The sequence below is a fragment of the Micromonospora sp. LOL_013 genome, assembly GCF_048060315.1.
Lineage (GTDB): Bacteria > Actinomycetota > Actinomycetes > Mycobacteriales > Micromonosporaceae > Micromonospora_E.
Genome location: NZ_JBHMIQ010000011.1, coordinates 75,432 through 99,017, shown reverse-complemented (window position 1 = coordinate 99,017; position 23,586 = coordinate 75,432). Strand labels below are relative to the sequence as shown.

At 70.4% G+C, this 23,586-nt stretch carries 21 protein-coding genes and 1 pseudogene; 11 read left to right on the top strand and 11 right to left on the bottom strand.

Translation table 11 applies throughout. From position 1 onward, the window contains the following. Positions 1 to 18: 18 nt before the first annotated feature. From rnpA to ACFHWS_RS09685, 8 genes and pseudogenes are all read left to right on the top strand, one after another. A pseudogene (rnpA, locus tag ACFHWS_RS09720) lies at positions 19 to 402 on the top strand (ribonuclease P protein component); the annotation flags it as partial. Between the two features lie 74 nt (positions 403 to 476). Further along, positions 477 to 767: a membrane protein insertion efficiency factor YidD gene (gene yidD, locus ACFHWS_RS09715; protein ID WP_278172879.1), complete on the top strand. Its 291-nt coding sequence runs from the start codon at positions 477 to 479 to the stop codon at positions 765 to 767. Then, entirely contained in the window at positions 764 to 1,834 is a 1,071-nt protein-coding gene (gene yidC / locus ACFHWS_RS09710) for a membrane protein insertase YidC (protein WP_416550896.1), read from the top strand. The genes yidD and yidC overlap by 4 nt, the downstream gene beginning before the upstream one ends. A 176-nt stretch (positions 1,835 to 2,010) precedes the next feature. Beyond that, positions 2,011 to 2,646 (top strand): protein jag, encoded by a 636-nt coding sequence (locus ACFHWS_RS09705; protein ID WP_416568046.1) that lies wholly within the window; start codon positions 2,011 to 2,013, stop codon positions 2,644 to 2,646. A gap of 5 nt (positions 2,647 to 2,651) precedes the next feature. After that, on the top strand, positions 2,652 to 3,494 hold the full coding sequence (gene rsmG / locus ACFHWS_RS09700; RefSeq protein WP_416550894.1) for a 16S rRNA (guanine(527)-N(7))-methyltransferase RsmG: 843 nt from the start codon (positions 2,652 to 2,654) through the stop codon (positions 3,492 to 3,494). Positions 3,495 to 3,716: 222 nt separating this feature from the next. Next, positions 3,717 to 4,913, top strand: a complete 1,197-nt coding sequence (locus ACFHWS_RS09695) for a ParA family protein (RefSeq protein WP_416550893.1) — start codon at positions 3,717 to 3,719, stop codon at positions 4,911 to 4,913. A 27-nt stretch (positions 4,914 to 4,940) separates the two neighbouring features. Beyond that, on the top strand, positions 4,941 to 6,002 hold the full coding sequence (locus ACFHWS_RS09690; protein WP_416550892.1) for a ParB/RepB/Spo0J family partition protein: 1,062 nt from the start codon (positions 4,941 to 4,943) through the stop codon (positions 6,000 to 6,002). Positions 6,003 to 6,728: 726 nt separating this feature from the next. Further along, entirely contained in the window at positions 6,729 to 7,670 is a 942-nt protein-coding gene (locus ACFHWS_RS09685; protein WP_416550891.1) for a hypothetical protein, read from the top strand. On the opposite strand, the gene ACFHWS_RS09680 is transcribed toward ACFHWS_RS09685, so the two are convergent. Together ACFHWS_RS09680 and ACFHWS_RS09675 are read right to left on the bottom strand one after the other, a co-directional pair. Then, positions 7,671 to 8,684, bottom strand: coding sequence for a D-alanine--D-alanine ligase family protein (locus ACFHWS_RS09680; protein WP_416550890.1), 1,014 nt, complete (start codon positions 8,682 to 8,684; stop codon positions 7,671 to 7,673). Positions 8,685 to 8,691: 7 nt separating this feature from the next. After that, positions 8,692 to 10,005, bottom strand: coding sequence for a PLP-dependent aminotransferase family protein (locus tag ACFHWS_RS09675; RefSeq protein WP_416550889.1), 1,314 nt, complete (start codon positions 10,003 to 10,005; stop codon positions 8,692 to 8,694). Between the two features lie 286 nt (positions 10,006 to 10,291). Between ACFHWS_RS09675 and ACFHWS_RS09670 the strand changes: the two genes are divergently transcribed. Next, positions 10,292 to 10,942 carry a GNAT family N-acetyltransferase gene (locus tag ACFHWS_RS09670; protein ID WP_416550888.1) on the top strand — a complete coding sequence of 217 codons (651 nt, stop codon included), beginning with the start codon at positions 10,292 to 10,294 and terminating at the stop codon, positions 10,940 to 10,942. Between the two features lie 10 nt (positions 10,943 to 10,952). On the opposite strand, the gene ACFHWS_RS09665 is transcribed toward ACFHWS_RS09670, so the two are convergent. The 8 genes from ACFHWS_RS09665 to ACFHWS_RS09630 all read right to left on the bottom strand — a co-directional run bounded on the left by ACFHWS_RS09665 (position 10,953) and on the right by ACFHWS_RS09630 (position 20,747). Continuing rightward, entirely contained in the window at positions 10,953 to 12,110 is a 1,158-nt protein-coding gene (locus tag ACFHWS_RS09665; protein ID WP_416550887.1) for an N-acetylmuramoyl-L-alanine amidase, read from the bottom strand. Between the two features lie 247 nt (positions 12,111 to 12,357). Next, the gene (trxA, locus tag ACFHWS_RS09660; protein ID WP_123606654.1) at positions 12,358 to 12,681 is read right to left on the bottom strand and encodes a thioredoxin; all 324 of its coding nucleotides are present in this window, start codon (positions 12,679 to 12,681) and stop codon (positions 12,358 to 12,360) included. 38 nt (positions 12,682 to 12,719) lie between these two features. Further along, positions 12,720 to 13,676: a thioredoxin-disulfide reductase gene (trxB, locus tag ACFHWS_RS09655; protein ID WP_416550886.1), complete on the bottom strand. Its 957-nt coding sequence runs from the start codon at positions 13,674 to 13,676 to the stop codon at positions 12,720 to 12,722. Between the two features lie 115 nt (positions 13,677 to 13,791). Then, a complete protein-coding gene (locus ACFHWS_RS09650; RefSeq protein WP_416550885.1) occupies positions 13,792 to 14,739 on the bottom strand; it encodes a hypothetical protein in 948 nt (315 codons plus the stop codon). Further along, entirely contained in the window at positions 14,736 to 15,428 is a 693-nt protein-coding gene (sigM, locus tag ACFHWS_RS09645) for an RNA polymerase sigma factor SigM (RefSeq protein ID WP_416550884.1), read from the bottom strand. Before sigM ends, ACFHWS_RS09650 begins: the two co-directional genes overlap by 4 nt. Next, the gene (locus ACFHWS_RS09640) at positions 15,425 to 16,966 is read right to left on the bottom strand and encodes a protein kinase domain-containing protein (protein WP_416550883.1); all 1,542 of its coding nucleotides are present in this window, start codon (positions 16,964 to 16,966) and stop codon (positions 15,425 to 15,427) included. The genes sigM and ACFHWS_RS09640 overlap by 4 nt, the downstream gene beginning before the upstream one ends. Before the next feature lie 737 nt (positions 16,967 to 17,703). Beyond that, a complete protein-coding gene (gene murJ / locus ACFHWS_RS09635) occupies positions 17,704 to 19,443 on the bottom strand; it encodes a murein biosynthesis integral membrane protein MurJ (RefSeq protein ID WP_416550882.1) in 1,740 nt (579 codons plus the stop codon). Between the two features lie 260 nt (positions 19,444 to 19,703). Continuing rightward, complete coding sequence (locus ACFHWS_RS09630; RefSeq protein WP_416568045.1) at positions 19,704 to 20,747, bottom strand: hypothetical protein; 1,044 nt, start codon at positions 20,745 to 20,747, stop codon at positions 19,704 to 19,706. Between the two features lie 59 nt (positions 20,748 to 20,806). Between ACFHWS_RS09630 and ACFHWS_RS09625 the strand changes: the two genes are divergently transcribed. Then, the gene (locus ACFHWS_RS09625; RefSeq protein ID WP_416550880.1) at positions 20,807 to 22,330 is read left to right on the top strand and encodes a CCA tRNA nucleotidyltransferase; all 1,524 of its coding nucleotides are present in this window, start codon (positions 20,807 to 20,809) and stop codon (positions 22,328 to 22,330) included. A 128-nt stretch (positions 22,331 to 22,458) separates the two neighbouring features. After that, complete coding sequence (locus ACFHWS_RS09620; protein WP_416550879.1) at positions 22,459 to 23,277, top strand: hypothetical protein; 819 nt, start codon at positions 22,459 to 22,461, stop codon at positions 23,275 to 23,277. Between the two features lie 20 nt (positions 23,278 to 23,297). On the opposite strand, the gene ACFHWS_RS09615 is transcribed toward ACFHWS_RS09620, so the two are convergent. Further along, the gene (locus ACFHWS_RS09615) at positions 23,298 to 23,534 is read right to left on the bottom strand and encodes a hypothetical protein (protein ID WP_416550878.1); all 237 of its coding nucleotides are present in this window, start codon (positions 23,532 to 23,534) and stop codon (positions 23,298 to 23,300) included. Positions 23,535 to 23,586 lie beyond the last annotated feature (52 nt).

Sequence of the window (23,586 nt, the reverse complement as noted above, 5' to 3'; positions counted from 1 at the left end):
CGTGGAGATCTAACCGCCATGCTGGCCGCCGCTGAGCGCGTACGGAATCGTGCCGACTTCACCGAGGTCGTACGCAGGGGTCGGCGGGCCGGCCGTGGCTCACTCGTCGTACACCTGTTGCTGCCGTCTGCGGTGCCGGGCAACCAACCGGGGCCGACCGGTGGCTCCGGTGCCCGGGCCGGCTTCATCGTCTCCAAGGCGGTCGGCAACGCGGTGACCCGCAACCGGGTGCGTCGTCGGCTCCGACACCTTGTCCGGTCCCGGCTGGCAGCGTTACCGGGCGGTGCCCTGCTGGTCGTCCGAGCCCTCCCGCCGGCCGCCGCGGTCTCCTCAGCAGGGCTGGCCGTTGACCTTGACGCCGCGCTGTCCGCCGCGGTCCGCGCCGCCGACCGCCGTTCCCGCAGCACCTCCGGTGATCGCCCATCCGGCGTGCCGCGCACCGGACCCCGGACCCGGGCCAGCGCGGGGGACGCCCGATGACCGCCTCCGACGATCTACCTCGCCCCGCGACACCGGGTGGCCGCCTGCTGACAGGTGCGATCGTCGCGTACCGTCGTTGGATAAGCCCGGCTCTGCCGGCCCGCTGTCGGTTCTACCCGTCGTGCAGTGCGTACGCCCAGGAGGCGATCGCCCGGCGCGGAGCACTTCGGGGGGTGCTGTTGGCGGGTTGGCGCCTGCTGCGCTGTCATCCCTTCCACCCCGGTGGATATGACCCGGTACCGATGCCGGGCGGCCGCCGTGCCGATGCGACTGGAGCCCCGAATTGAGTCTCGACTGGATCTACTGGGCCATCTCGTGGATCCTCCTGTTCTGGCACTCGGCCTGGGACCGGATCGGTGTGCCGTCGACCGAGGTGCTCGGCACCAACTGGTCGTGGATCCTGGCCATCATCTTCCTGGTGGTCACGGTCCGGGTGATCCTGTTCCCGGTCTTCGTCAAGCAGATCAAGTCACAGCGGGCCATGCAGGCGCTGCAGCCGAAGGTCAAGGAGCTGCAGGAGAAGCACAAGGGTGACCGGGAGACGCTCCAGAAGGAAATGATGGAGCTGTACCGGAAGGAGAAGGCCAACCCGCTGATGGGCTGCCTTCCGATGTTCCTGCAGATCCCGGTCTTTCTCGGCCTGTTCCACATCCTGCGCCGGCTGAACCCGGAGCAGACCCGCAACGTCGACCTGTACGGCTGGACCGCGGACCAGTTCTACGAGGCCTCCCGGGCCAGCCTGTTCACCGCGCCGATCGCCGGGCGGTTCGGCTCGACCGCCGACGAGCTGGCGGCGATGGGTGCCAGCGGCACCACGGTCAAGGTGATCGCCGGGATCCTGGTGATCGTCATGATCGTGACCACCTACCTGACCAGCCGACAGATGATCCTCAAGACCGGCTGGGCGGAGGACCCGCAGCAGAAGATGATCCAGCGGCTGATGCTCTACGGAATCCCGGCCTCGCTGCTCATCTCCGGCGCGATCTTCCCGATCGGCGTCATCATCTACTGGGTAGTGAACAACATGGTCACGCTTGGCCAGCAGCAGTGGGTACTGCGCAAGTTCCCGCCCCCGCCGATGCCGGCCGGCAAGGGGAAGCCGGCTGCGAAATCAACCTCGACCTCGACCTCGAAATCCGCCGGCCGGCCGGCGGCGAAGTCCGGTGCCGGCCAGTCACGCAAGCCCGGCACGACCGACGCCAAGCCCAAGTCGGCCGGTGTCTTCGCCCGGCGCGGCAACGGTGCCGAGGCCGCCGCCTCCGAGCCGGCCCCGGTCCGCGAGGGTCTCAAGCCCAAGCCTGGTGCCAAGCCGGTCAACCCGAAGAAGCGGCGGCCGGCGAAGCGTCCGGGTTGACCGGGCAGACGTGCCGGCGGCCGGCGACTGCTGGCGGGCTTCCCGGTGGCCGGCGGGGCGTCCCGCACAGCCGCAACGGCGGCAATGTAGACCTCCCGAGGGCACGGCGCCCGTCCGCCGGTCCTCGGTAACCAGCGGACCGACCGGTTCCGCCGAGCGAGTACGGAGATGACACCGTGACCGATACCAGCCTGCCCAGTGCCGACCCGTCTGTCGACGAGGAGGTTGTCCCGGCCCCGGCCGCCGACGGCGCTGACGACCGCCCCGGCGACGCCGACGACGCGGGCACCGACGAGGCTGACGAGGACGCGGCCGGCAAGGGCGCGTCAGCGCCCACTTCCGCCGCCACCGACAGCGACCTGTTCCAGCAGAGCGAAATTGCCGCCGACTACGTCGAGGGACTGCTGGACATCCTCGACTACGACGGCGACATCGACGAGCTGGTCTCCGCCGGACGCCCCGTGGTGGAGGTGGTCGGCGGGCAGCTCAGTGCCCTGGTCGGACAGCGGGGTGCGACCCTGGAGGCGCTCCAGGAGCTGACCAGGCTTGCGGTCTTCCGGCAGACCGGATCGCCCAGCCGGCTACTGCTGGACGTCGGTGGTTACCGGAACAACCGACGCAAGGAGCTGGCCGCGGTGGCGAAGAACGCGGTGGAGAAGGTCAAGGAGTACGGCGAGCCGGTGCGGCTGGAGCCGATGTCCGCCTTCGAGCGCAAGTGCGTGCACGACGTGGTGAATGCACTCGACGGCGTGCTGAGCGAGTCCGAGGGTGTCGAACCGACCCGGCGCATCGTCGTCCGTCCGGCCGACTGAGCACCATGACCGATTTGCCCGAGCAGACTGAGCGGGTGGCTACCGGCCCGGACGGGTTCCCGTCCGGGCCGGTTCCGTCTGGAGCGCCCGTTCCGTCAGGACCGGCCACGCTGGCGTCGCCCCCCGATTGTGCCCGCGAGATCTTCGGTGCCGAGCAGCTGCGGCTAGCGGTCCGGTACGCCGGCCTGCTGGCCTCGGAGGGACTGCTCCGTGGACTCATCGGGCCGCGCGAGGTACCCCGGCTCTGGGAGCGGCACCTGCTGAACTGCGCGGTCCTCGGCGAACTCGTCCCCGACGGGGCGACGGTGCTGGACGTCGGATCCGGAGCCGGTCTACCCGGGCTGGTCCTGGCCGTGGCGCGACCGGACCTCAACGTCATCCTGGTTGAGCCGTTGGCCCGGCGTACCGTTTTTCTCGTCGAGGCGGTGTCGGTCCTTGGCCTCACCGACCGGGTCCGCGTACTGCGTGGCCGGGCCGAGGAACTGCGCCGGGATTTCCCCGACGGTGCGGCACCGGTGGTCACCGCGCGGGCGGTGGCCCCACTCGACCGGCTGGCCGGCTGGTGTCTACCGCTGGTCGAGCCCGGTGGGCGGCTACTCGCCATGAAGGGCGATTCGGCCGGGGCGGAGATCACCGAGCACCGATCGGCGGTGGTTCGGTCGGGTGGCGGTGATCCGGTGCTGCGTCGCTGCGGCGAACGATGGCTCGACCCGCCGACCACCGTGGTGGAGATCGAACGGTCCGCTCCGGTGCCCGGGGCAGGTGGTCGACGCCGCTCGGGACGCGGCGACCGAGTACGGCCGCGTTCGTCGCGGCGGACCCGGGGCCGACCGCCGAACCCGCCCTGATCGCGGGGTGGAACGACGTGAAGGCTGCGACACGTCGGACAGTCGGCCGTGGCCACACCGGCCCTGTTCCCCGTAGGCTGACCGCGCGTCGATAGTCTGGACCGGGCGGCAACGCGAAGTTGCACGACTCCTGCCGCCCCGTGCCGGTCCGCACGCCACGCCCGAAGCGCGGTCGTGAGCGCTGGCGGTGCCGATCCATCCAACGCGGGCAGGGATGACACGGTGCATGACAACGGTAGTTTCGAGGATCCGCGGTTGACCGGCGAGCGCCACGGTGTCGGCGACCCCACGTTGGTTTCACGTGAAACGGCGTACCACCCGGGTTGGCCGGAGGGTGGGGCGGTGCCGGTCAGCGGGGCACCTCAGCCGCCCACGACGGCGCCGGTGCCCACCACGCCGGGCGTCCCGACCCGGGCCGGCGTGCCGCTCGTAGCGGACACGTCGGTCGGCGCCGCATCCCCGACGCCGGAGCAACCGGCGCCCAACCCGACCTCCCCGGCCGCCGACGAGCCGTACGTTTCACGTGAAACACCGAATCGGGAAGAGGATGATCCCCCCTTGGCTATGGAGGCTTTGCGCGCCGTGCAGATTCTGAACCCCAGCGGCGAGGTGACCATGCCCCGGCCGGACCGGACCCGGGTGATGTGCGTGGCCAACCAGAAGGGGGGCGTCGGTAAGACGACCACGACGGTGAATCTCGCGGTGGCCCTGGCACTGCACGGGAACCGGGTGATGGTTGTTGACCTCGACCCACAGGGCAACGCCTCGACCGGACTCAACGTCCCGCACCACGCGGGCGTACCGGACGTCTACGACTGCCTGATCGACAACGTGCCGCTGACCGAGGTGGCGCAGCCGGTCGAGGGGATACCCGACCTGTGGTGCGTCCCAGCGACGATAGATCTGGCCGGGGCCGAGATCGAGCTGGTCTCCGTGGTGGCCCGGGAGTCCCGGCTGTCCCGAGCCATCACGGCGTACCCGGTCGAGCTGGACTACGTGTTCATCGACTGCCCACCGTCGTTGGGTCTGCTGACGGTCAACGCGCTGGTCGCCGCGCAAGAGGTGCTGATCCCGATCCAGTGCGAGTACTACGCGCTGGAAGGACTCAACCAGTTGATCAACAACATCAACCTGGTCCGGCAGCATCTCAACCCGACGCTGGACGTCTCCACCATCCTGCTCACGATGTACGACCGGCGGACCCGGCTGGCCGACGCCGTCGAGCAGGACGTGCGCAACCACTTCGGGGACAAGGTGCTCCAGTCGGTCATCCCCCGCAACGTCCGAGTGTCGGAGGCGCCGAGCTACGGCCAGTCGGTGATGACCTACGATCCCGGATCGCGGGGTGCGACAAGCTACTTCGAAGCGGCCCAGGAGATCGCCGAGCGCGGTGTCGCTCGGCTCGGTCGCAATGTCTGACACGGTGGTTGGAGCGGGAGGCAGGGCATGAAGAACCGTCCGAAGGGCGGGCTCGGGCGCGGGCTCGGTGCCCTCATCCCCACCACCGCTCCGGTTCAGCCGGGTGTCGCACAGCCAGCCCCGGCTCCGGTGACTCCGTCCCCGGCCACTGCGGCCGTCTCCGGCAGCGGCGGGACCGCTGCTGCCGTCGCGACGGAACCGGCCGTCGCGACGCCCGTCGACCTGTCGCCGCCCGTCGACCTGTCGCCGGTGCCTGGTGCCCGGTTCGCCGAGCTGCCGGTCGCCGCGATCATCCCGAATCCGAAGCAGCCCCGCCAGGTCTTCGACGACGAGGCGCTCGAGGAGCTGAAGGTCTCGATCGAGCAGGTCGGGTTCCTGCAGCCGATCGTCGTACGACAGCTGGACGACGGTGAGCAGTACGAGCTGGTGATGGGGGAACGCCGCTGGCGTGCCGCGCAGGCGATCGGCCGGGAGTCCATCCCCGCGATCGTCCGGGACACCAGGGACGACGCGATGCTCCGGGACGCGCTGCTGGAGAACATCCACCGGGCCAACCTCAACCCGCTCGAGGAGGCGGCCGCGTACCAGCAGTTGCTCGACGAGTTCGGGGCGACCCACGAAGAACTCGCCAAGCGCATCGGCCGGAGCCGGCCGCAGATCTCCAACACGATCCGACTGTTGAATCTGCCGGCTCAGGTGCAGCGGAGGGTGGCCGCCGGCGTGCTGTCGGCCGGTCACGCCCGGGCGCTGCTGAGCCTCGACGATTCCGACGCCCAGGACGCCCTGGCGCTACGCATCGTCGCCGAAGGGCTCTCGGTCCGGGCCACCGAGGAACTGGTGGCGCTCGCCGGGACCGATGACTCGGCGAAGCGTACGGCCAGTCCGCAGCGTCGCCCGAAGGCCCACGCCCCGGCCCTCACCGATCTCGCCGATCGCCTGTCTGACCGATTCGACACCCGGGTCAAGGTCGACATCGGGCGGAGCAAGGGCAAGATCACGATTGAGTTCGCCACGGTCGACGACCTGGAGCGGATCGTCGGAATCATCGGAGTGGGCGACGGGGACGACACCTCAGGCGACGTCGACTGATTTGCCGGGCCGGTCCGTCGACCCGGCAGATGGCATGTCCTCGCAGGGGCTGGTGTTTCACGTGAAACACCAGCCCTTCTTCTGCGGTCCCGGCCCGCGCCGATTCAACGCCCCGGCCCCTGCCATTGCCGACCGGTCCACCCTTGCCGACCGGTCCACCCGGAGTCGGCACCCACGCACTCGCCAGTCGCCCGGTCGGAGGCGACCGCGCGGCTCGTTCCACGTGAAACGGTGGGCCGGCGGGGGCCGCTACCCGGCCCGGTAGCTGCCCGGTGGGGCCAGTGGGGGCGCCCGGTAGCGATGTTTCACGTGGAACCGAACGACGGTCTCGCCCGGCCGCTCCGGAGGGCCGACCTACGGCTGTTCCGGGCGGCGCCAGACGGCTCGCCGAGCCCGGTTACCACTCGGTCGATGGATCGTTGAGAAGACCGGGCTACCGGAGGCACCAAGACGTATCCGCGGCCGACCGGGCGGCTCCCGGGTGTCCCCGGGATCGATCCGCTACGGGGCCGGGCGTTTTCCACAGGCGTTTTCCACAGGGTGCCTCGTTTCACGTGAAACAGCGGGTAGACCGGGCTGGCGCCCTGTGGATAACTCCTGTGGAGAACTGGGACGGCGAGCCGTGGTCGGCAGCCGACCAGGGACCGGTCGTCCCACCGGATGAGAGTCGCGGGCCGGCCGAAACGGGGAACGACAGGCGGCGCAGACTCGGTTAGGGTCAGCGTCGTGCCAGACACCCCTGCCTCGGTTCCCGACTTCGCGCGATGGCCATCCTTCCCCTTCGAGGGCGACCTGCGGGTCAAGCGACTCGATGACCCGGTTGACGTCGAACCGCCTCGCAAGGGTGAGGGCACGGCGGAATGCTCGTCCTGCTCCGCCCCGGACGACGCGTACATCTGGGTCAGCGAACGCTGGCGGGTCCGTGCGATGGACCGCCCGACCGGGCTACCGATGGTCCTCATCCTGGAGTCCCGGTCCCACTTCGACCTCGGCGATCTGCCGAACCTGCTCGCGGCCGAACTCGGCGTGATGACCGTCCGGCTCGAGCGGGCGATCCGGTCGCTCGACGGCGTGGCCCGGGTTCACGTGAACCGATGGGGGGACGGCTCGGCACACCTGCACCTGTGGTTCCTGGCTCGGCCGTACGGGCAGCTGCAGCTCCGTGGCACGTTCCTCTCCCTGTGGGACAGCATCCTGCCGCCGATCTCCGAGTCACGCTGGCGGGAGAACCTGGCGCTGGTCGCCGCGTGGCTGGCGGAGTTCGGCGGTCGTCAGCTCGCTGAGCCGCCGCGGATTCAGTGGCGGGCACCGTCGAACCTCACCGAACAGGCGAGCCATCCGGTCAGCGTCGACGACTTCGATGAGATCGACGGTGCAGGACCGGCCGTGGCCGAGCTCGTGGTGCCGATGGAGAGCATCGAACCAGCTGCTGATCTCGGCGAACTCGCCAGCGACGTCGCTACTACCCAGCAGGGTGAACCTCTTGCTGCCGACCCGGCCGACGTCGAGGATGCCGCTGCCCCCACCGACGACAGGGCCGCGGCAGGTGCCGGTACTGAGGCGGAGGAGGACGACGACCCGGACCCGGAGGGCGCTACGGACCAGGGCGGGCCCGAAGTCCCGGCTGCGGGCGATTCGGCGGGGTCGCCGACCGGCAGCGCCCGGTGATCAGTTCGCCGGGTCGTACGGTCGGGCCGCGGCCCGGACCACCAGCGTGGCGAGCAGCTCACCGAGGTCCAGCCCGCCAGCCTGGACCGCCAGCGGCAAGAGCGAGGTCTCGGTCATCCCGGGTGAGACGTTGACCTCCAGGACGTGCGGCCGGCCGTCGGCGTCGACGATCATGTCGACGCGGGAGAGATCCCGCAGCCCGAGTGCCCGGTGAGCGGCGACGGCGGTCGCCGCCACCTGCTCGGCAGCCGGCTCGTCCAGCCGGGCCGGCGCGTGCCACGTCGTCAGTCCGGCGGTGTAGCGGGCAGCGTAGTCGTAGACACCGTTGCGTGGCACGATCTCGACGGCCGGTAGCGCCTCCGGGCCGGCGCCCCGGTCGACGACCGATACGGCGACGTCCATCCCGGTGACGTACCGCTCCACCAACGCCGTCGAGTCGTACGCGAAGCAGCCAACCATCGCTGCGGAGAGTTCCGCCGCCTCGCGTACCACCGCCGCGCCCAGCCCGGAGCCACCCTGCGCCGGCTTGACCATCAGCGGCAGGCCGAGCCGTTCGACGATCCGCTCCAGCACGGCGACCGCACCCAGTTCGGAGAACCGGTCGTGGGGCAGCGCGACCCAGTCCGGGGTCGGGATGCCCGCCTCGCGCAGCACCGCCTTGGCCGACGGCTTGTCCCAGGCCAGGCGGGCGGCGCGGGCGTCGCAGCCGATGTACGGCACGCCGCAGAGATCCAGTACGCCGCGCAGCGAGCCGTCCTCACCGGTCGCCCCGTGCAGCGCGATGACCACCGCGTCCGGCGGGTCGGAGCGCAGCGCTGGAATCAGCGAGACGTCGGCGTCGCGCATCTCGGCCTCGACGCCGACCGAGCGGAGCGCGTCCAGCACCCGGCGACCGGACTTCAGCGAGACGTCGCGTTCGTACGACAACCCGCCGGCGAGAACGAGCACACGCGGATCCGGGGCGGCGGACGACGACGATGATTCGGTTGCGGTGGGGTCCAACGCTGGGCTCATGCCCGAATCATGCCAAGTCAGGCCCGGGCGCGTCCGCGCCGGGGCGCTGGCGTCGGCCAGATCCGCCGGAGACCGGTCCGAAGACCTCGCGCATCGCCGACTCCCGCTCCATCACGCCGGCCAGCCGCCGGACGCCTTCCCGGATCCGCTCCGGCGGGGGGTAGGAGAAGTTGAGCCGCATGTTGCCGGCCCCGGAGCCGTCAGCGTAGAAGCCGGTGCCGGGAACGTAGGCCACCCGGGCGGCGATGGCCCGGGGGACCATGGCTTTGGCGTCCAACCCGTCCGGCAGCGACGCCCAGACGAACAGGCCGCCGCTCGGTCGGGTCCAGGTCGTCCCGGCCGGCATCAGGTCGGTCAGCGCGGACAGCAGTGCGTCCCGCCGCTCCCGGTAGACCTCCCGGTACGTCTTGAGCTGCTCCCGCCACGGCATGGTGGCCAGGTAGGTGGCGACCGCGGCCTGGGCGTAGGCACTGGGGCAGAGGATCTGCGCCTCACTGGCGATGACCAGCTTCTCGCGTACCGCGTGCGGGGCGAGAATCCAACCGACCCGCAGCCCTGGCGCGAAGGTCTTGGAGAAGGTGCTCAGGTAGAAGACGCCGTGCCGGCGTCGGGCCCGCAGCGGCGCCGGCGCTTCGCCGTCGAAGCTCAGCTGGCCGTACGGGTCGTCCTCGACGACCAGCAGGCCGGCGCGTTCGCAGATGTCGAGTACCCGGTCGCGGCGCTCGTCGGTCAGCGTCACGCCAGCCGGGTTCTGAAACGTCGGGATGGTGTAGAGGAACTTCGCCCGTCGGCCGGACCGGGCCACTTCGGTGATCGCCTGCTCCAGCGCCTCGGGGATCAGCCCGTCGGCGTCCATCGGCACGTGCACCACCTGGGCCTGCGCCGCCTGGAACACGCCGAGGGCGCCGACGTAGGTGGGGCCCTCGGCGAGGACCACGTCGCCCGGGTCCAGGAAGAGCCGGGCGACCAGATCGAGGGCCTGCTGCCCGCCGACGGTCACCACCACGTCCTCGGGGGAGGCCCCGGACGAAACGTCGATCCCGGACAGCGACATCACTTCGCAGATCCGTTCCCGCAGGTCGAGGGTGCCCTGGCCGATGCCGTACTGCAGGGTCGAGGTGCCGGTCTCGGCGGCGAGGCGGCCGAGCATTTCGCCGACCGCGTCCAGCGGCAGCGCGGCGACGTACGGGGCTCCGCCGGCGAGCGACACCACCTCCGGCCGACTGGCGACGGCGAACAGCGCCCGGATCTCCGAGGCGGTCATCCCCCGGACCCGGCGGGCATAGCGGTCGGTGTAGTCGTCGAGCGTCGTGCCGGTCATGACCTCACCTCGAAACGCGTCGCACCGGTGGTGCCGGGTCGGGCCGCGACACGCACTGATCGTCTGATGGTAGTCCGGCGTGTCGCGGTCCGGCGTGGGCATTACCACACCGACCATATGTCGGACCAGCGAACCCGGATTGGCCTGCGAAGACAGCGACCGGACGCCCGACCTCTCCCCGGACGCGAGGTTGCGGCGTACGATCGCTCGTTGGGGACAGGAGACGGCGCGTGGTGAGGCTCGGCGGGTTTCAACGCTTGACCGGTTCGGTGGTGGGGGATCGCCAATGTCGCGACGTCTGGTCAGTCTGACGCTGGACACGCTGGAGGAGCTACCCAGATCCTGCCGGCGGTGTGTCTTCTGGGAGCTCGATCCGGTGGCGGCCGACCGCGCCCGGACCTCCGGCGACCCGGCGCTGGAGAAGGAGGCGTGGGTCTCCCAGACTCTCCTGGAGTGGGGTTCCTGCGGCAAGCTCGCCTACGTCGACGGCATGCCGGCCGGCTTCGTGATGTACGCGCCGCCGGCCTACCTGCCGAGGTCGATGGCGTTCCCGACGTCCCCGGTCTCCGCCGACGCGGTACTGCTGACCACGGCGCACGTGGTGCAGCCGTTCGCCGGCGGTGGCCTTGGGCGAATGCTGGTGCAGGGCGTGGCCCGGGATCTCACCAAACGGGGCATCAAGGCGATCGAGGCGTTCGGTGACGCCACCGCCGACCCGGCGGAGACGTCCGGTCGGGGCTGTCTCGCCCCAGCCGACTTCTACCTGTCGGTCGGCTTCAAGACGGTCCGACAGCACCCCCGGTTCCCCCGGCTACGGCTGGAGTTGCGGACCGCGTTGTCGTGGAAGTCGGACGTCGAGTACGCCCTGGAGAAGCTGCTCGGCTCGATGACTCCGGAGCACCTGCTGCGCCCGGCCACCCACGCGGCGACGAACTGACTGACGTGGTTCAGGCCTCCGCCGTCGCGTCGACCACCGCGCGCAGCGTGTGTACGTCGATCGACCCGGTCGGCACGTCCAGCTCCACCGGGTAGTACATCCGCTGCACCGCCGCTACCAGTGCCTCTGCCACCTGGTCGCGAAACCCGGGCCGGATCAGCCGGGCCCGGTCGGCCGAGCAGGTCAGATAACCCACGTCCACCCGTACCGCCGGCATCCGGGTCAGCCGTAGCAACTCCCAGCTCTTCGCGTGGACCCGGCAGTCGCGCAGGCCGGTACGTACCGCGATCTCCCGCTGTACCAGCCCGGCCAGCCGCTCGCCGACCGTCGACGTGACCCCGTTGCCGGTGCCGTAGTGGTAGGTGGCCACCCCGTCGGCGGCCGGGTTGGCATGCCCGTCGACGTGCAGGGAGATGAACAGGTCCGCGCCGACGTCGTTGGCCAACTGGGTCCGCGCCGGGTCGCTGAGCACCGAGGTGGTGGCCGGACCCCGGGTGAGATGCACCCGCATCCCGGCTGCCGCCAGCCGCCCCTCCAACCGGGCGGCGAGGTCGTACGCCAGCTCCGCCTCGGACCAGCGCCGGCCGCTGTCGATGACCACAACGCCGGGATCGGATCCCCCGTGACCAGGGTCGACGACGATCGTCTTGCCCACCAGGTTGGGGCCGGACTCGCGGAACGCGTCGGCTTCCCGCAGCCACTGTGGGCGTCCGCCGACCACCTTGCGGCCCAACCTGCGCATCGCGTGCATGGTGTACGGCCCGCAGCCGCCGTCGGCGGTCAGTCCCACCTCCCGCTGGAACTGGGTGACCGAGCGGGCGGTGCGCCCGCCGTACACGCCGTCGGCGCGGCCCACGTCGTAGCCCATCTCCAGCAGACGTTCCTGCAGCGCCCGGACGTCCTCGCCGACCAGCGGCTGCGATATCGAGTGGTAGAGCGCCCGGTCACCGAGCCGCCAGCGGGCGGCGTCCAGCGCCCGCCAGGTCTCCGCGCCTACCCGGCCGTCGATGCTCAGTCCACGGAGTTGCTGGAAGGCGCGTACGGCGTGCTCGGTGCGGGCGTCGAAGACGTCGGCCCCCGGGGTTGGCTCGAGCAGCTCCAGGTTGACCAGGATGGAGCGGATCTCGGCCACGGCGGGACCCTGATCGTCACGGCGGATCGGGCGCACGGGACGTGGACCTCCCCCCTGCAGGCGCGGACGATCCGGAGCGTAACCCGGCCGGCAGGTGCCCGTACCCGGGTTACGGCGAAGCGGACCGTACGGGGAGCGCCCGGTGTTCGGACGATCAGCCCGGGAACGAACCAACCAGCAGCCCTATAACGGCGTCGCCAGCAGCCCGAAAACGGACCAGCCGGCCCACCCGTCAGGTGGGCCGGCTGGTCCGCCGTGCCGCGCGGGGCAGCCCCGCTGAAGTTCAGAAGGCCGACTCGATCAGCTTGACCAGGTCGCCCTTGGGCCGGGCGCCGGCCACCGACTGCACCGGCTCACCGGCCTTGAACACGGTGAGCGTGGGAACCGACATCACCCGGTACCGGCGGGCGATCTCCGGGTTCTCGTCGATGTTCAGTTTGACGATCGACACCTTGTCACCCATCTCGGTGGCGATCTCCTCGAGCAGCGGTGCGACCTTTCGGCACGGCTGGCACCACTCGGCCCAGAAGTCCACCAGCACCGGCTTGTCGGACATCAGTACGTCGGTGGCGAAGCTGGCCTCGGTGACCGCTCGGGTAGCTCCCACGGGAAAATCCTCCTCCTCGACCGCCGGCGCGCCGGCGGTCAGACCTCTTCGAGTGTGGCGAGGTAACGCTCGGCGTCGAGCGCCGCCGCGCAACCGCTGCCGGCAGCGGTGATCGCCTGCTGGTAGGTGTGGTCGACCAGGTCACCGGCGGCGAACACGCCCGGCACGCTGGTCCGGGTGCTCGGCGAGTCGACCAGCACGTAGCCGTTCTGGTCGAGCTCAACCTGGCCGCGGAACATTTCGCTCCGTGGGTCGTGACCGATCGCGACGAAGACCCCGGTGACGTCGAGTGTCCGGGACTCGCCGGTGTGCGTGTTGCGCAGCCGGATCCCGGAGACCTTACCGTCGGCACCGAGGATCTCCTCGACGACACTGTTCCACTCGACCCGGATCTTGTCGTTGCCGAGCGCGCGGGTCGCCATGATCTGGCTGGCCCGGAACTCGTCGCGGCGGTGCACGATGGTCACCGACTCGGCGAACCGGGTGAGGAAGGTGGCTTCCTCCATCGCCGAGTCGCCACCGCCGACCACCACGACGTGCTGCCCCCGGAAGAAGAAGCCGTCACAGGTTGCGCAGGAGGACACCCCGTGGCCGAGGAACTCCTGCTCACCGGGGACGTTCAGGGGACGCCACGCGGAGCCGGTGGCCAGGATGATCGCCTTGGCCCGGTAGCCGGTCTCGCCCACGTACACCGTGCTGGCCTCGGTGGCGCCCGGGGTGCCGGTGTCGGCCAACTCGACCCGCGTCACGTCGTCGGTGACGAACTCGGCACCGAAGCGCTCGGCCTGCTTGCGGATCGAGTCCATCAGCTCCGGACCCATGATGCCGTCCGGGAAGCCGGGGAAGTTCTCCACCTCGGTGGTGGTCATCAGTGCTCCGCCGGACTGCACCCCCTCGATGACGAGTGGGCGCAGGTTGGCGCGTGCGGCGTACACCGCAGCGGTGTAACCGGCCGGCCCCGAGCCGATGATGATCAGGTTGCGGACCTCGTCCACTGCCGACTCCCAAAGTCTGATTTCTGCGCAACGGCGACCGTTGACGACAACGCCTCGGAGCCGGGGAGTAATCCCGCTCCGGTGCCGCGTGTCCCACGTCACGCGGCCGGCAGGGTCACCCTACCTGTGCCGAGTACCTGGTGTCCGCGCCGGCCGCAGGCGTACCGCAGCCGGTGCCGCTCACCCAGATCCAGCTGGCACCGAAGCTGTCACTGAACGAGAGGACCAGCGCCGGTTCACCTTCGAAGGCCGCGAAGTCCACCAGGTCGACGCCGAGTACGCCGTTACCGTGCTCGGCGGTCACCGCGGCCACGCAGTCGGCCAGTGCGGCCGGGTCGGCGAGGCGGGCCAGTGCCGTCGAGGCGGGCGACTCCTGCAGTACGGTGTCCTCGCCGGCAGCCGGTTGCCCCCCGTCGACGCCGCCACGCCCGACGGCCTCGAACATCGGCACGATCGTCGCCCGCTGGTAGTCGGTGCCGCTGGCCAGCAGCCGAGGTGCGGAGGCGTCCATCATCGTGCCCGGCTGGTCCTCCTGTCGGGTCTCGGCGCTCTGGCTTTCAGCGCTGCCAGCATCGTCCGATGGGCTACCCGCCGTGGTGCTCGCGTCGTCGGCGGACCCGGCACCGAGCAGCTGGCCGACTCCGAGGCCGGCGAACGCCACGGCGGCCGCCGCGACGGTGATCGGAGCGGCGTACCGCTGCCAGCGGCGGCGACGGTCCCGCCGCACCCGGGCCGCCGCAAGCGGCACCGGCGCCGCGACGGTGGCCAGATCCGGGCTGATCGCCGGGTCCGAGGCCGGCGGCGGTAGCGGCTCGGCGGCCAGGGCGGCGTGCACCCGGTCGGCGACGTCGGGTGGGATCGGCTCGACGACGCTGCCCCACTCGGCGAGCATCGTCTGGACCAGCTGGGTGGCCTCGACCAGCTCGTCGTGGGCCGCCCGCCAGGACGGTCGTTCCACGATCAGCCGGGCCACGGCGACCTCGTCCGGGGTGCCGTCGAGCGCCCCACCGACATAGTCGGCGAGCAGCTCTCGATCGACCTCCTGGAACCGGTCGGCGGTCACCGTTCCTCCTTGCCACCGTCGCCACGTGCGGACCCTGATGGGACGTCGTCGAGCCGCTGCGGGTTCCGTGGGGTGAGCGACGACACCTGGGCGCGTGGTGGTGCCACCTGCGCGTTCGCCCGCTGTGGCCGCAGATGCCCGAGAAGCCCGGCCAGCCGGGCCCGTCCCCGGGCGCAGCGGCTCTTCACCGTGCCCTCGGCGACGCCGAGCATCACCGCCGCGTCGGCGACCGGGTATCCCTGCACATCGACCAGGATCAACGCGGCCCGCTGTTCCGCCGGCAGCTCGGCCAGTGCCTGGCGGACGACCAGGGCGGTGTCGTGATCGACCGGGGGTGCCACCGGCTCGGTGCCTCGTACACCGTCGCCGTCCCGGCCACCGTCGGGCAGCGGCACCGTGGGGTGGGACTTGCGGCGGCGTACCCGGTCCAGGCACGCGTTGACCACGATGCGGTGCAGCCAGGTGGTGACCGCAGCGTCGCCCCGGAACCGGGCGGCCGCGCGGTGTGCCGACAGCAGCGCGTCCTGCAGCGCGTCGGCGGCCTCCTCGCGGTCGCTGAGCGTCCGCAGGGCAACGGCCCAGAGCCGGTCCTGATGCCGCCGTACCAACTCACCGAACGCCTCCGGGTCGCCGTCGACGTGTGCCCGGAGCAGCTCCTCGTCGCCGAGGTCGACCCGGCCTCCGGTCATGGCCCCTCGACCGTGATCTCCTGAACGCCGATCTGGTACTTGTCGTTGCCGATCGGAGGCAACTTGGTGATCCACACCAGGAGGTACTGGTAGGTCTCGTCGGGAGAGAATCCGCTGAAGGTGAGGGTCGCTCCGTCGGCGTTCTCGAACCGGGCGCCGATCCGGTCGGTGAACGTCTCGAGGATCTCGTCGTCGCCTTCCCGGGTCGCTCCCGGGTCGTTCGGACCGGCCAGTAGCTCGGCGGTGGCACCGGACGCGGAGAGCTCGACCTTCACGCTGGTCACCGCCCGTGGCTCCTGCAGGTCGATCAGCACCCCCATGCCCCGCTTCAGGTTGCCGAAGTTGGGGTTGCGCTCGTAAGCGTCGGTCTCCCATCCGGTGTTGGTGTCGCCGTCGACGGCGGCCTCCGCCCCGTCGAGCTCGTCGCGGGCACCGTCGGCGTCGACGATGCGGACCTGGCCGCCGGAGAGGGCGATCGGCTGTGGCTGGGCCGGGGCACTGGTCTCGGTGGGACCCGGGGTCGAGGTTACCTGGGTCTCGGGCGGCGTGGACCGACCGCCCTCGCCGTCACGGTCGTTGCCGAGCGCACTGATCCCGAAGTACAGCCCGGTCACCGCGATGACCAGCAGCCCGGCGACACCGGCGGCGATCTTGCGACGGGAAGCGAGTGGGGTGCCGGTCGGCTCGTCGTCGTCGGCCGCCGAGAACCGCAGCGGTCCGACGCTGCCGAGGTAGTGCTCTTCGGTGCCGGCGTCGAGCCGACCCAGCTCGGCGGCGAGCACCTCCGAGGAGGGCAGCGCGAGTCGCGGGTCGAGCAGGTCCATGGTCAGGTCGTCGAGGTACGCCGGAACACCGGAGCGCACCTGACGGGGGGCGGCGACCGCCCCGGTCGCATCCCGGACCGCGTCCGGCAGCGTCGTGCTGCCGGCCTCGTGCTGTGGCCAGTGGCCGGTCATCGCGAAGTAGAGCACACCGCCGATCGCCCGGATGTCGGTTTCGTAGGTGTCGGAACTGTCGGCCCGTGCGTCGGCCAGCACCACCCGGCCGTCGTGGCCGATCATCACCGTGCCGGGGTGGATGTTGCCGTGCACCATGCCGGTGGCGTGCACCGCAGCGATGGCGGAGGCGACCGAGTGAGCGATCATGGTGGCCCGGGCCGCGTCCAACGGACCGGCGGCGGCGATCACCTCGCGCAGCGAGTCGCCCTCCACCCACTCACGGACGACGTAGGCCCGCTGCCCCTCGTCGATGGCGTCGTAGACGCCGACCAGGTTGGAGTGGATGACCCGACTGGCCCGTACCGCGGCCTGCAGCATCTCCATGGCGGAATCGCCACCGGGGTAGCGCAGCACCACCGCGACCGGACGGCGCAGCACCACGTCGACCCCACGCCAGACCTGCCGGCCCGCACTGTCGTTGTTGACGTGCTGAGCCAGCTGGTATCGCTCGGCGAGGATCTCGCCGGCGGAGGGCGCATCGAAGGCCATCATCGGCGGACTGGCCTCGTCCGCCTCCTGGCCTTCGCCGACCTGGGTCACCCGTCCTCCCTGTGGATCGTCTCGGTCGAACCCTGGTGCTGGTCGTCCGGTGTTCTGCCGGTTGTCCGATTATCCTGCCGGTCGCGCTTGCCGTGCTGGTCGTCGTGCTGCCGGCACCGGCCGGCCCGCAGCGGTGGAACGTCACCGTTCACGACCCGGTGTCGCACATATCCGTCCAGAACGACTTTACCTGCGTTGCGGCACCACCAACATGTCAGCTTCCCGCAGCTCCCGCAATGCCGACCGGCGATCGACCTGCCGTCGGGCGGACCATCGGTCAATGCCGCCCCGCCCGTACGGCCAGCCGCACGCCCGTCCGGTGAGTAGCTACCGGGGGTGACACTGGCCCGGCCGCATAACCTCCATCGCAAATATACGTTGTACCGCCCGGGTGCCGCTCCCAGCCCGCCGCGACAGCCCGCCGCCACCGGACCACCGAGGCTCCGACACCGCCCGTAACGAGGATCCTGGTTTTGAGTTATCCACAGGCGCTGACCTGGTGTCGAGCGTGTCCAACCCGGTTATCCACAGGCCTGTCCACAGGCTGATCTCAGCCAAGCAACGTCCAGTGACACTGCGTCAACGTGCTTGACGCGCTCATCCAACCTGCCAACGGCAACACCTGGATCTCCCCACTACCTGACCCGCACCGACCAACCGATCGCCAGGCTCCTATCAGTTGCGTGTTGGCGAAGGCGCACCGTGCAAGATGCGGTTGATCATCCTGAAATGGCTAGTCAGCGGGTGAGCCGACGGCGGACCATTCCGAGCACCTCGGTGATCTCGGTGATCTTCAGTACCACGGCCAGCCCGAGGTACGACGTACCGATCACCGCGCCACCGATCGCCAGTTGGACTGCGGCGGCCGGCCAGCTCAAGTGAGCCGGGTCGCCGGGCAGCAGCTTGACCACCAGTAGCCCAACCACGGCGGCACCCAGCGCAGCGACCACCACTCGGCCCAGAGTGCCCATGATCTGACCCAGCCCGATCCGGCCGACCCGTGGGCGCAGCAGGACTACCGAGACCACCGCCGCCGCAACGTACGAGATCGCGTTGCCGAGCATCATGCCGGCCGCCGCGAAGGTAGCAGAGAAGGCCAGGTAGAGCCCGACCTGAACGAGTACCCGGAGGATCACCACTGGAATATTGATCAGAGCCGGTGTGCGGGTGTCCGGCAGCGCGTAGAAAGCGAAGGTGAACAGCTGGCTGATTGCGAACGGAACCAGGCCGACCGCCGCTACGAGCAGCACGGTCGACGTGGCCACTGCGTTGTCGCCGGTGAAGGCGCCGTATCGGAAAACCACGACCGAGATTGGCCCGGCCAGCACGGCATAGCAGACCGCGATTGGGGCGAGTACCGCGGTGACCGTCCGGGTACCCCGGGAGAGGTCGGCGGTGAAGTCCCGAAACCGGCCGTCTGCGGCTGCCGCGCTGATCCGTGGCATCAGCGCGGTGATGACTGAGACGGCGATGATGCCGTGCGCCATCATCAGCAGGAGGAATACGTTGTTGTAGATCAGCAGGCCGGCGCTGTCCTCGCCCGCCGCCCGGGTCAGCAAATTGACTACCACGAACAGCCCGAGCTGGTTGACCGCAACGTAGCAGAACATCCAGCCACCGAGTTTAGCCAGCTCGCGTAGACCCAGCTTGCGGAAGTCGAAGCGCAGCTTCCACCGGAAACCGACCTTGCGAAGCGCCGGCAGCAGGCCGGCTGCCTGGACTGCTACACCAAGCAGAGCACCGCCACCGACCAGCAGGATTCGACCCGCGTCCATCTGGTCCGGCCGCAGCGCCCGGGCTCCGTAGACCAGGATGTAGAGGCCGAACGCACCGATGACCACCAGGTTGTTGAGGATTGGCGCCCACATCGGCGCGGCGAAGTGACCCCGGGTGTTCAGGACTGCGGCAATCAGCGCACTCAGGCCGGTGAAGAACAACATCGGCAGCATCAGGTACGACAGCTTGGTGACCAAGTCGGTGTAGTCCGCGTCCTTGCCGCTGGCGTAGAGCGCGGTCAGCACCGGTGCGGAGGCCATCGCGATCAGCGCGGCGGTGGCCAGGGCGATCACCGCCAAGGTCAGCAGGCGCTGGGCGTACGCCTCGCCCCGGTCCGGGTCGTTCTTGCTTCGCCGGACTAGTACCGGAATCAGAACGCTGGTGAGGACACCGCCGAGCAGGAACTCGTAGACCTGATTCGGCAGAAACTGCGCGGTGGTGAAGACGTTGCCGACTAGGTTACCCAGCGCCGCGCCGACCATTAGATTACGGACGAATCCCGTACCCCGGCTGACTAGGCTGCCGATCGCCATCACCGCGCTGTTCGCTGCGGCGCTGGTCTCGGCGACCACCTCCTGTGGGGGTGCGGTGGCTTCAACGGCCGGCTGGTTCAGAGGCTCTGCCGAGATGAAGGTAGCCTCGTCGTCCGGCACCTGTCCGCCGCCGTGCGCGTTGGCGCTGCGGTAGAGTCCACCGGCCATCTTCCTGCCTCCAAGGGTGGGCCGGACATTCTTTCCAGCCAAAACGTTCACAAGGGGTGGGATAGGCGCGTACTCCCCGCCGAGCTTGCTGAACGCTTCGATCGTGCTTCAGCACTGGGCCAGCCGAAGATACTCTGGGCGACGGTAGCCTCGGCCGCCCCGACCGGGGTCGGCGTTCGTGCTCCGGTACAACCCGCCACTCATCGGACCTCCCACCCCGCCGGTACGCCGGAACCGCCGCGCCGGACGCAGGACCGAGCCTATCGGCCGTCGTCGTCGGCCGGGACGATGCCCGACAGTGCGTCGACCACCCAGGCGGCCTCGGCCGGCACCACCGGCTCGGTCAGCGCGTCCAGCACGGTCGGATGGTCGCAGCCGGCGTCGGCCAGCGTCCGACCGAGCACCGGCACCACCGCCAGGTCACCGGTGTCGCGGGCCCGCCGGGCCAGTTCGGCGACGGCCGGGGTACGCCACGGAGTGTCGAGCACCCGGCGGTGCCGGGCCGCCGCTCGGCGTACCAATTCGGTGACCTCGTCGAACGGAAAGGACTCCGCACCGAGGACGCGGGCCGGTGCGCCGGGGCCGTCCGGCTGCCCGGCGGCCACCCAGCCCCAGCCGGCGGCGTACCGCCAGTGCGTCCGGGCGCCGTGGTCGAGATGGTCGCGCACCTGCCGGGCCACCGACTCGTCGTCGAGAATCCGGGGGTCGACCGTGGCCGGTGCCGGCCACCAGGACGGGTCGGCGAACAGCTCCAGTGGCGGCTGCACCGGGCCGGTCCTCGCATCGGTGCCGTCCGGGTCGCCCGCCGGACCGTCGCCATTGATCGCTGAGCCATCAGGTGCCGCCGGGTCTTCGGTTCCCGACGGCCCGGCGCGGCGTAGCGCGCGCAGCGCGGTGGCCAGCATGGTGGCTGCCCGGTCCTCCTCCAGCGGGTCACCGGCCGGTGGTGCGTACCGGTGCAGCAGCGCCACCAGCAGACCGGGATGTGGCCACGCCGGATCGTCCAGGGCGAGCAACCGGCCGATCAGGTCCAGTTCCGCCCAGCGCAGCACCGCCGCGTACGGCCGGCCCGGGTCCAGCCGGGCCAGCGGCAGCGGCTCGGTCGCTCCCGGCTGACGCAGGCCGAGCAGGCATTCGCCGTACCCGAGGTCGATCTCCAGCACCAGGCCGTAGCCGTCGGCGACCGGCAGCACCACCCGGGTCTGCGCGTGATGGGCCGGTACGGGTCCGTCCACTGGCGGCAGGTACGCCGCCCAGAAGGTCGGATCGGTGGTCAGGCTGGCCAACGGTTCGGGAATCGGCACGGTGACTCATCCTGCCCGGCGGGGGCGGCGGCGGCCACAGCGGCTACTCTGGCGATCCCATGTCCGAAACCTCCGCGCCTCGCGCCACCGATGCTCGCGCCACGGACGCTCGTGCCGCCGCCGGGTCCGACCGCACTGCGGCGACCCCGGGTGACCTGACCGCCGTGCAACGCAACGCCGTCGCCGAACTGCTCCGGGTCTCCCCGGTCGCCGACGAGCTCGGCAACCGGTTCGCCGCCGCCGGCCACGAGCTGCACCTGGTCGGCGGCTCGGTCCGCGACGCGCTGCTCGGCCGACTCGGCAGCGACCTGGACTTCTGCACCGACGCGCACCCGGACCAGACCCTGGCGGTGGTCAAGGGCTGGGCGGAGGCGATCTGGGAGACCGGCCGCGAATTCGGCACCATCGGCGCCCGTCGGGGTGGGATGACCCTGGAGATCACCACCTACCGGGCGGAAGCCTACGACGGGGTGACCCGTAACCCGGTGGTCGCCTACGGCACCAGTCTCGCCGACGACCTGCGGCGGCGCGACTTCACCATCAACGCGATGGCGGTCAGCCTGCCCGAGCACCGGTTCACCGACCCGTACGGCGGGGTCAGCGATCTGGCCGCGAAGATCATCCGTACCCCGGGGACGCCGCAGGACTCGTTCGGCGACGACCCGCTGCGGATGCTGCGGGCCGCCCGGTTCGCCGCGCAGCTGCGGTTCGCCGTGCATCCGGACGTCCGCGCGGCGATGGCCGCGATGGCGGCCGACCTGGACCGGATCACCGCCGAACGGATCCGGGACGAGTTCAGCAAGCTGCTGTGCGGTACCGACCCGGTCGCCGGGTTGCGGCTGCTGGTCGACTCCGGGCTGGCCGACCGGTTCCTGCCCGAGCTGTCCGGGCTGCGGCTGGAGATCGACGAGCACGCCCAGCACAAGGACGTGTACGAACACACGCTGACCGTGGTGAGCAACGCCGTCCGGCTGGAAAGCGACGGCTGCGACTTCGTCCTGCGGATGGCGGCGCTGATGCACGACATCGGTAAGCCGGCGACCAAGGCGGTCGGGTCGGACGGCCGGGTCAGCTTCCACCACCACGAGGTGGTCGGTGCCCGGATGACCCGGCACCGGATGAAGGCGCTGCGCTACCCCAAGGAGGTCACCACCCAGGTGGCCAAGCTGGTCGGCCTGCACCTGCGGTTCTACGGGTACGGCCGGGGCGAGTGGACCGACTCGGCGGTCCGCCGCTACGTTACCGACGCCGAAGATCTGCTGCCCCGACTGCACAAGCTGACCCGGTCCGACTGCACCACCCGCAACCGGCGAAAGGCCGCCGCACTGGCCGCCGACTACGACGCGCTGGAGGAGCGGATCGCCCGGATTCAGGCCGAGGAGGATCTGGCCCGGGTCCGGCCGGATCTGGACGGCAACGCGATCATGGAGCTGCTCGGCGTACCGCCGGGACCGGTCGTCGGCCGGGCCTGGCGGCATCTCAAGGAGGTCCGGCTGGAGCGCGGCCCGCTGGACCGCGACGAGGCCGAGGCGGAGTTGCTCCGGTGGGCACGGGACGAAGGGATCCTGTCCGACGCCGGTTAGCCACCCGTAGCGCCCGAATCGGTGGTTACCGGGCGTTGTGCCGCTCGACTACCGTCGCAGGACGGACGGTGCGGCGATCTTGCTGGCGGTCGCGCGCCACGGACAGCTGATCAACCGGGAGGGCCCAGATGCAGCCGTGTGCGGTCTGCGGCGGTGTGTCCGTCAACCAGGCCGGCTACTGCCTCCAGTGCGGCACGTTCCGCGGTGTTCCGTCCAGCCAGGCCGGCTACCCCGGACACCCGCCGCCGCAGCCGCCGGCACCGGTCTACCCCGGCAGCGGTGCGCCGAGCTATCCGGGCTACCCGATGGCGCCGCAGCCGCCCGACCGCGGCCGGTCCTACCTGGTCCCGCTGGTGGCCCTCGGCGCGACGTTCGTTGTACTCGTGGCGGCGATCGGCGTGGTGATCGCGGTCCGCGGCACTGGCGACGGCAACCGGGTCACGGCCGATCCGAGCGTCTCCCCGACCTCCGGCGCCTCCGTGACTCCCGGCGCCTTGCCGACTCCGAGGGAAGCCTCGCCGCCGCTGGTCGACCCCTGCGTGGTCGGTACCTGGCAGGTGGACTCGTACGAGGAGGACATCGCGCTGGAGGAGCCGTTCGGCAGGACCAGGTTCAGCGGCGTCGGCCCCGGTGCCCGGGTCGAGTTGCGCGAGGACGGGTCGGGCACCACCGACTACGGCGACGGCACCACCTTCGAGGGATTCGTAGCCGGGACCGTCGTCACCCTAACCATCAGCGGACGGGTCACCTACCGCTTCCGTGCCTTGGAGGGCACGGTCTCCTTCAGCGACGTTGACGCGGACGGCACGGTCACGTTGAGCGCCCCGGGTGTCGACTCGGAGAGCCAGCCCCTGCTCGTCGACTTCGACCCGGCCAGCTATCAGTGCGACGGCGACACCATGACGCAGCGCACGACGCTCTACACAGCAGAGATGTCCAAGCGCTGAGAGTCAGGTGACAAGTCCACTCAGCAGTTCGCCGTCCGGTACCGCCGCGCCGGCCTGGTCCCGTAGTAGCGCTCGCAGTGGATGTCCTGAACCCACGGGTCGGAAGCGAGCGACATCAGCTGTGACCGCAGCTCGTGGTCGCTGTCCACGATGATGCTCTCGACGTAGTCCTCGCGGAGGAGCCGTCGTGGGCTCCAGGTGACCTGGAGCCGCCACCGTCGGCCCAATTCAAGGTCAAGCGTCCTGGTCTGGGACATGAGGGTTCCTTCCTCGTAGAATTGGTGATGCCGTCGTCAGATGGCGGGCGTC

Excerpts from the sequence above, each read along its gene's own strand:
- ACFHWS_RS09625 (WP_416550880.1), top strand. The coding sequence starts at position 20,807 with ATGTCCGAAACCTCCGCGCCTCGCGCCACCGATGCTCGCGCCACGGAC.
- ACFHWS_RS09690 (WP_416550892.1), top strand. The coding sequence starts at position 4,941 with ATGAAGAACCGTCCGAAGGGCGGGCTCGGGCGCGGGCTCGGTGCCCTC.
- ACFHWS_RS09675 (WP_416550889.1), bottom strand. The coding sequence starts at position 10,005 with ATGACCGGCACGACGCTCGACGACTACACCGACCGCTATGCCCGCCGG.
- ACFHWS_RS09620 (WP_416550879.1), top strand. The coding sequence starts at position 22,459 with ATGCAGCCGTGTGCGGTCTGCGGCGGTGTGTCCGTCAACCAGGCCGGC.
- rsmG (WP_416550894.1), top strand. The coding sequence starts at position 2,652 with ATGACCGATTTGCCCGAGCAGACTGAGCGGGTGGCTACCGGCCCGGAC.
- murJ (WP_416550882.1), bottom strand. The coding sequence starts at position 19,443 with ATGGCCGGTGGACTCTACCGCAGCGCCAACGCGCACGGCGGCGGACAG.
- yidD (WP_278172879.1), top strand. The coding sequence starts at position 477 with ATGACCGCCTCCGACGATCTACCTCGCCCCGCGACACCGGGTGGCCGC.
- ACFHWS_RS09680 (WP_416550890.1), bottom strand. The coding sequence starts at position 8,684 with ATGAGCCCAGCGTTGGACCCCACCGCAACCGAATCATCGTCGTCGTCC.
- sigM (WP_416550884.1), bottom strand. The coding sequence starts at position 15,428 with ATGACCGGAGGCCGGGTCGACCTCGGCGACGAGGAGCTGCTCCGGGCA.
- ACFHWS_RS09670 (WP_416550888.1), top strand. The coding sequence starts at position 10,292 with ATGTCGCGACGTCTGGTCAGTCTGACGCTGGACACGCTGGAGGAGCTA.
- ACFHWS_RS09615 (WP_416550878.1), bottom strand. The coding sequence starts at position 23,534 with ATGTCCCAGACCAGGACGCTTGACCTTGAATTGGGCCGACGGTGGCGG.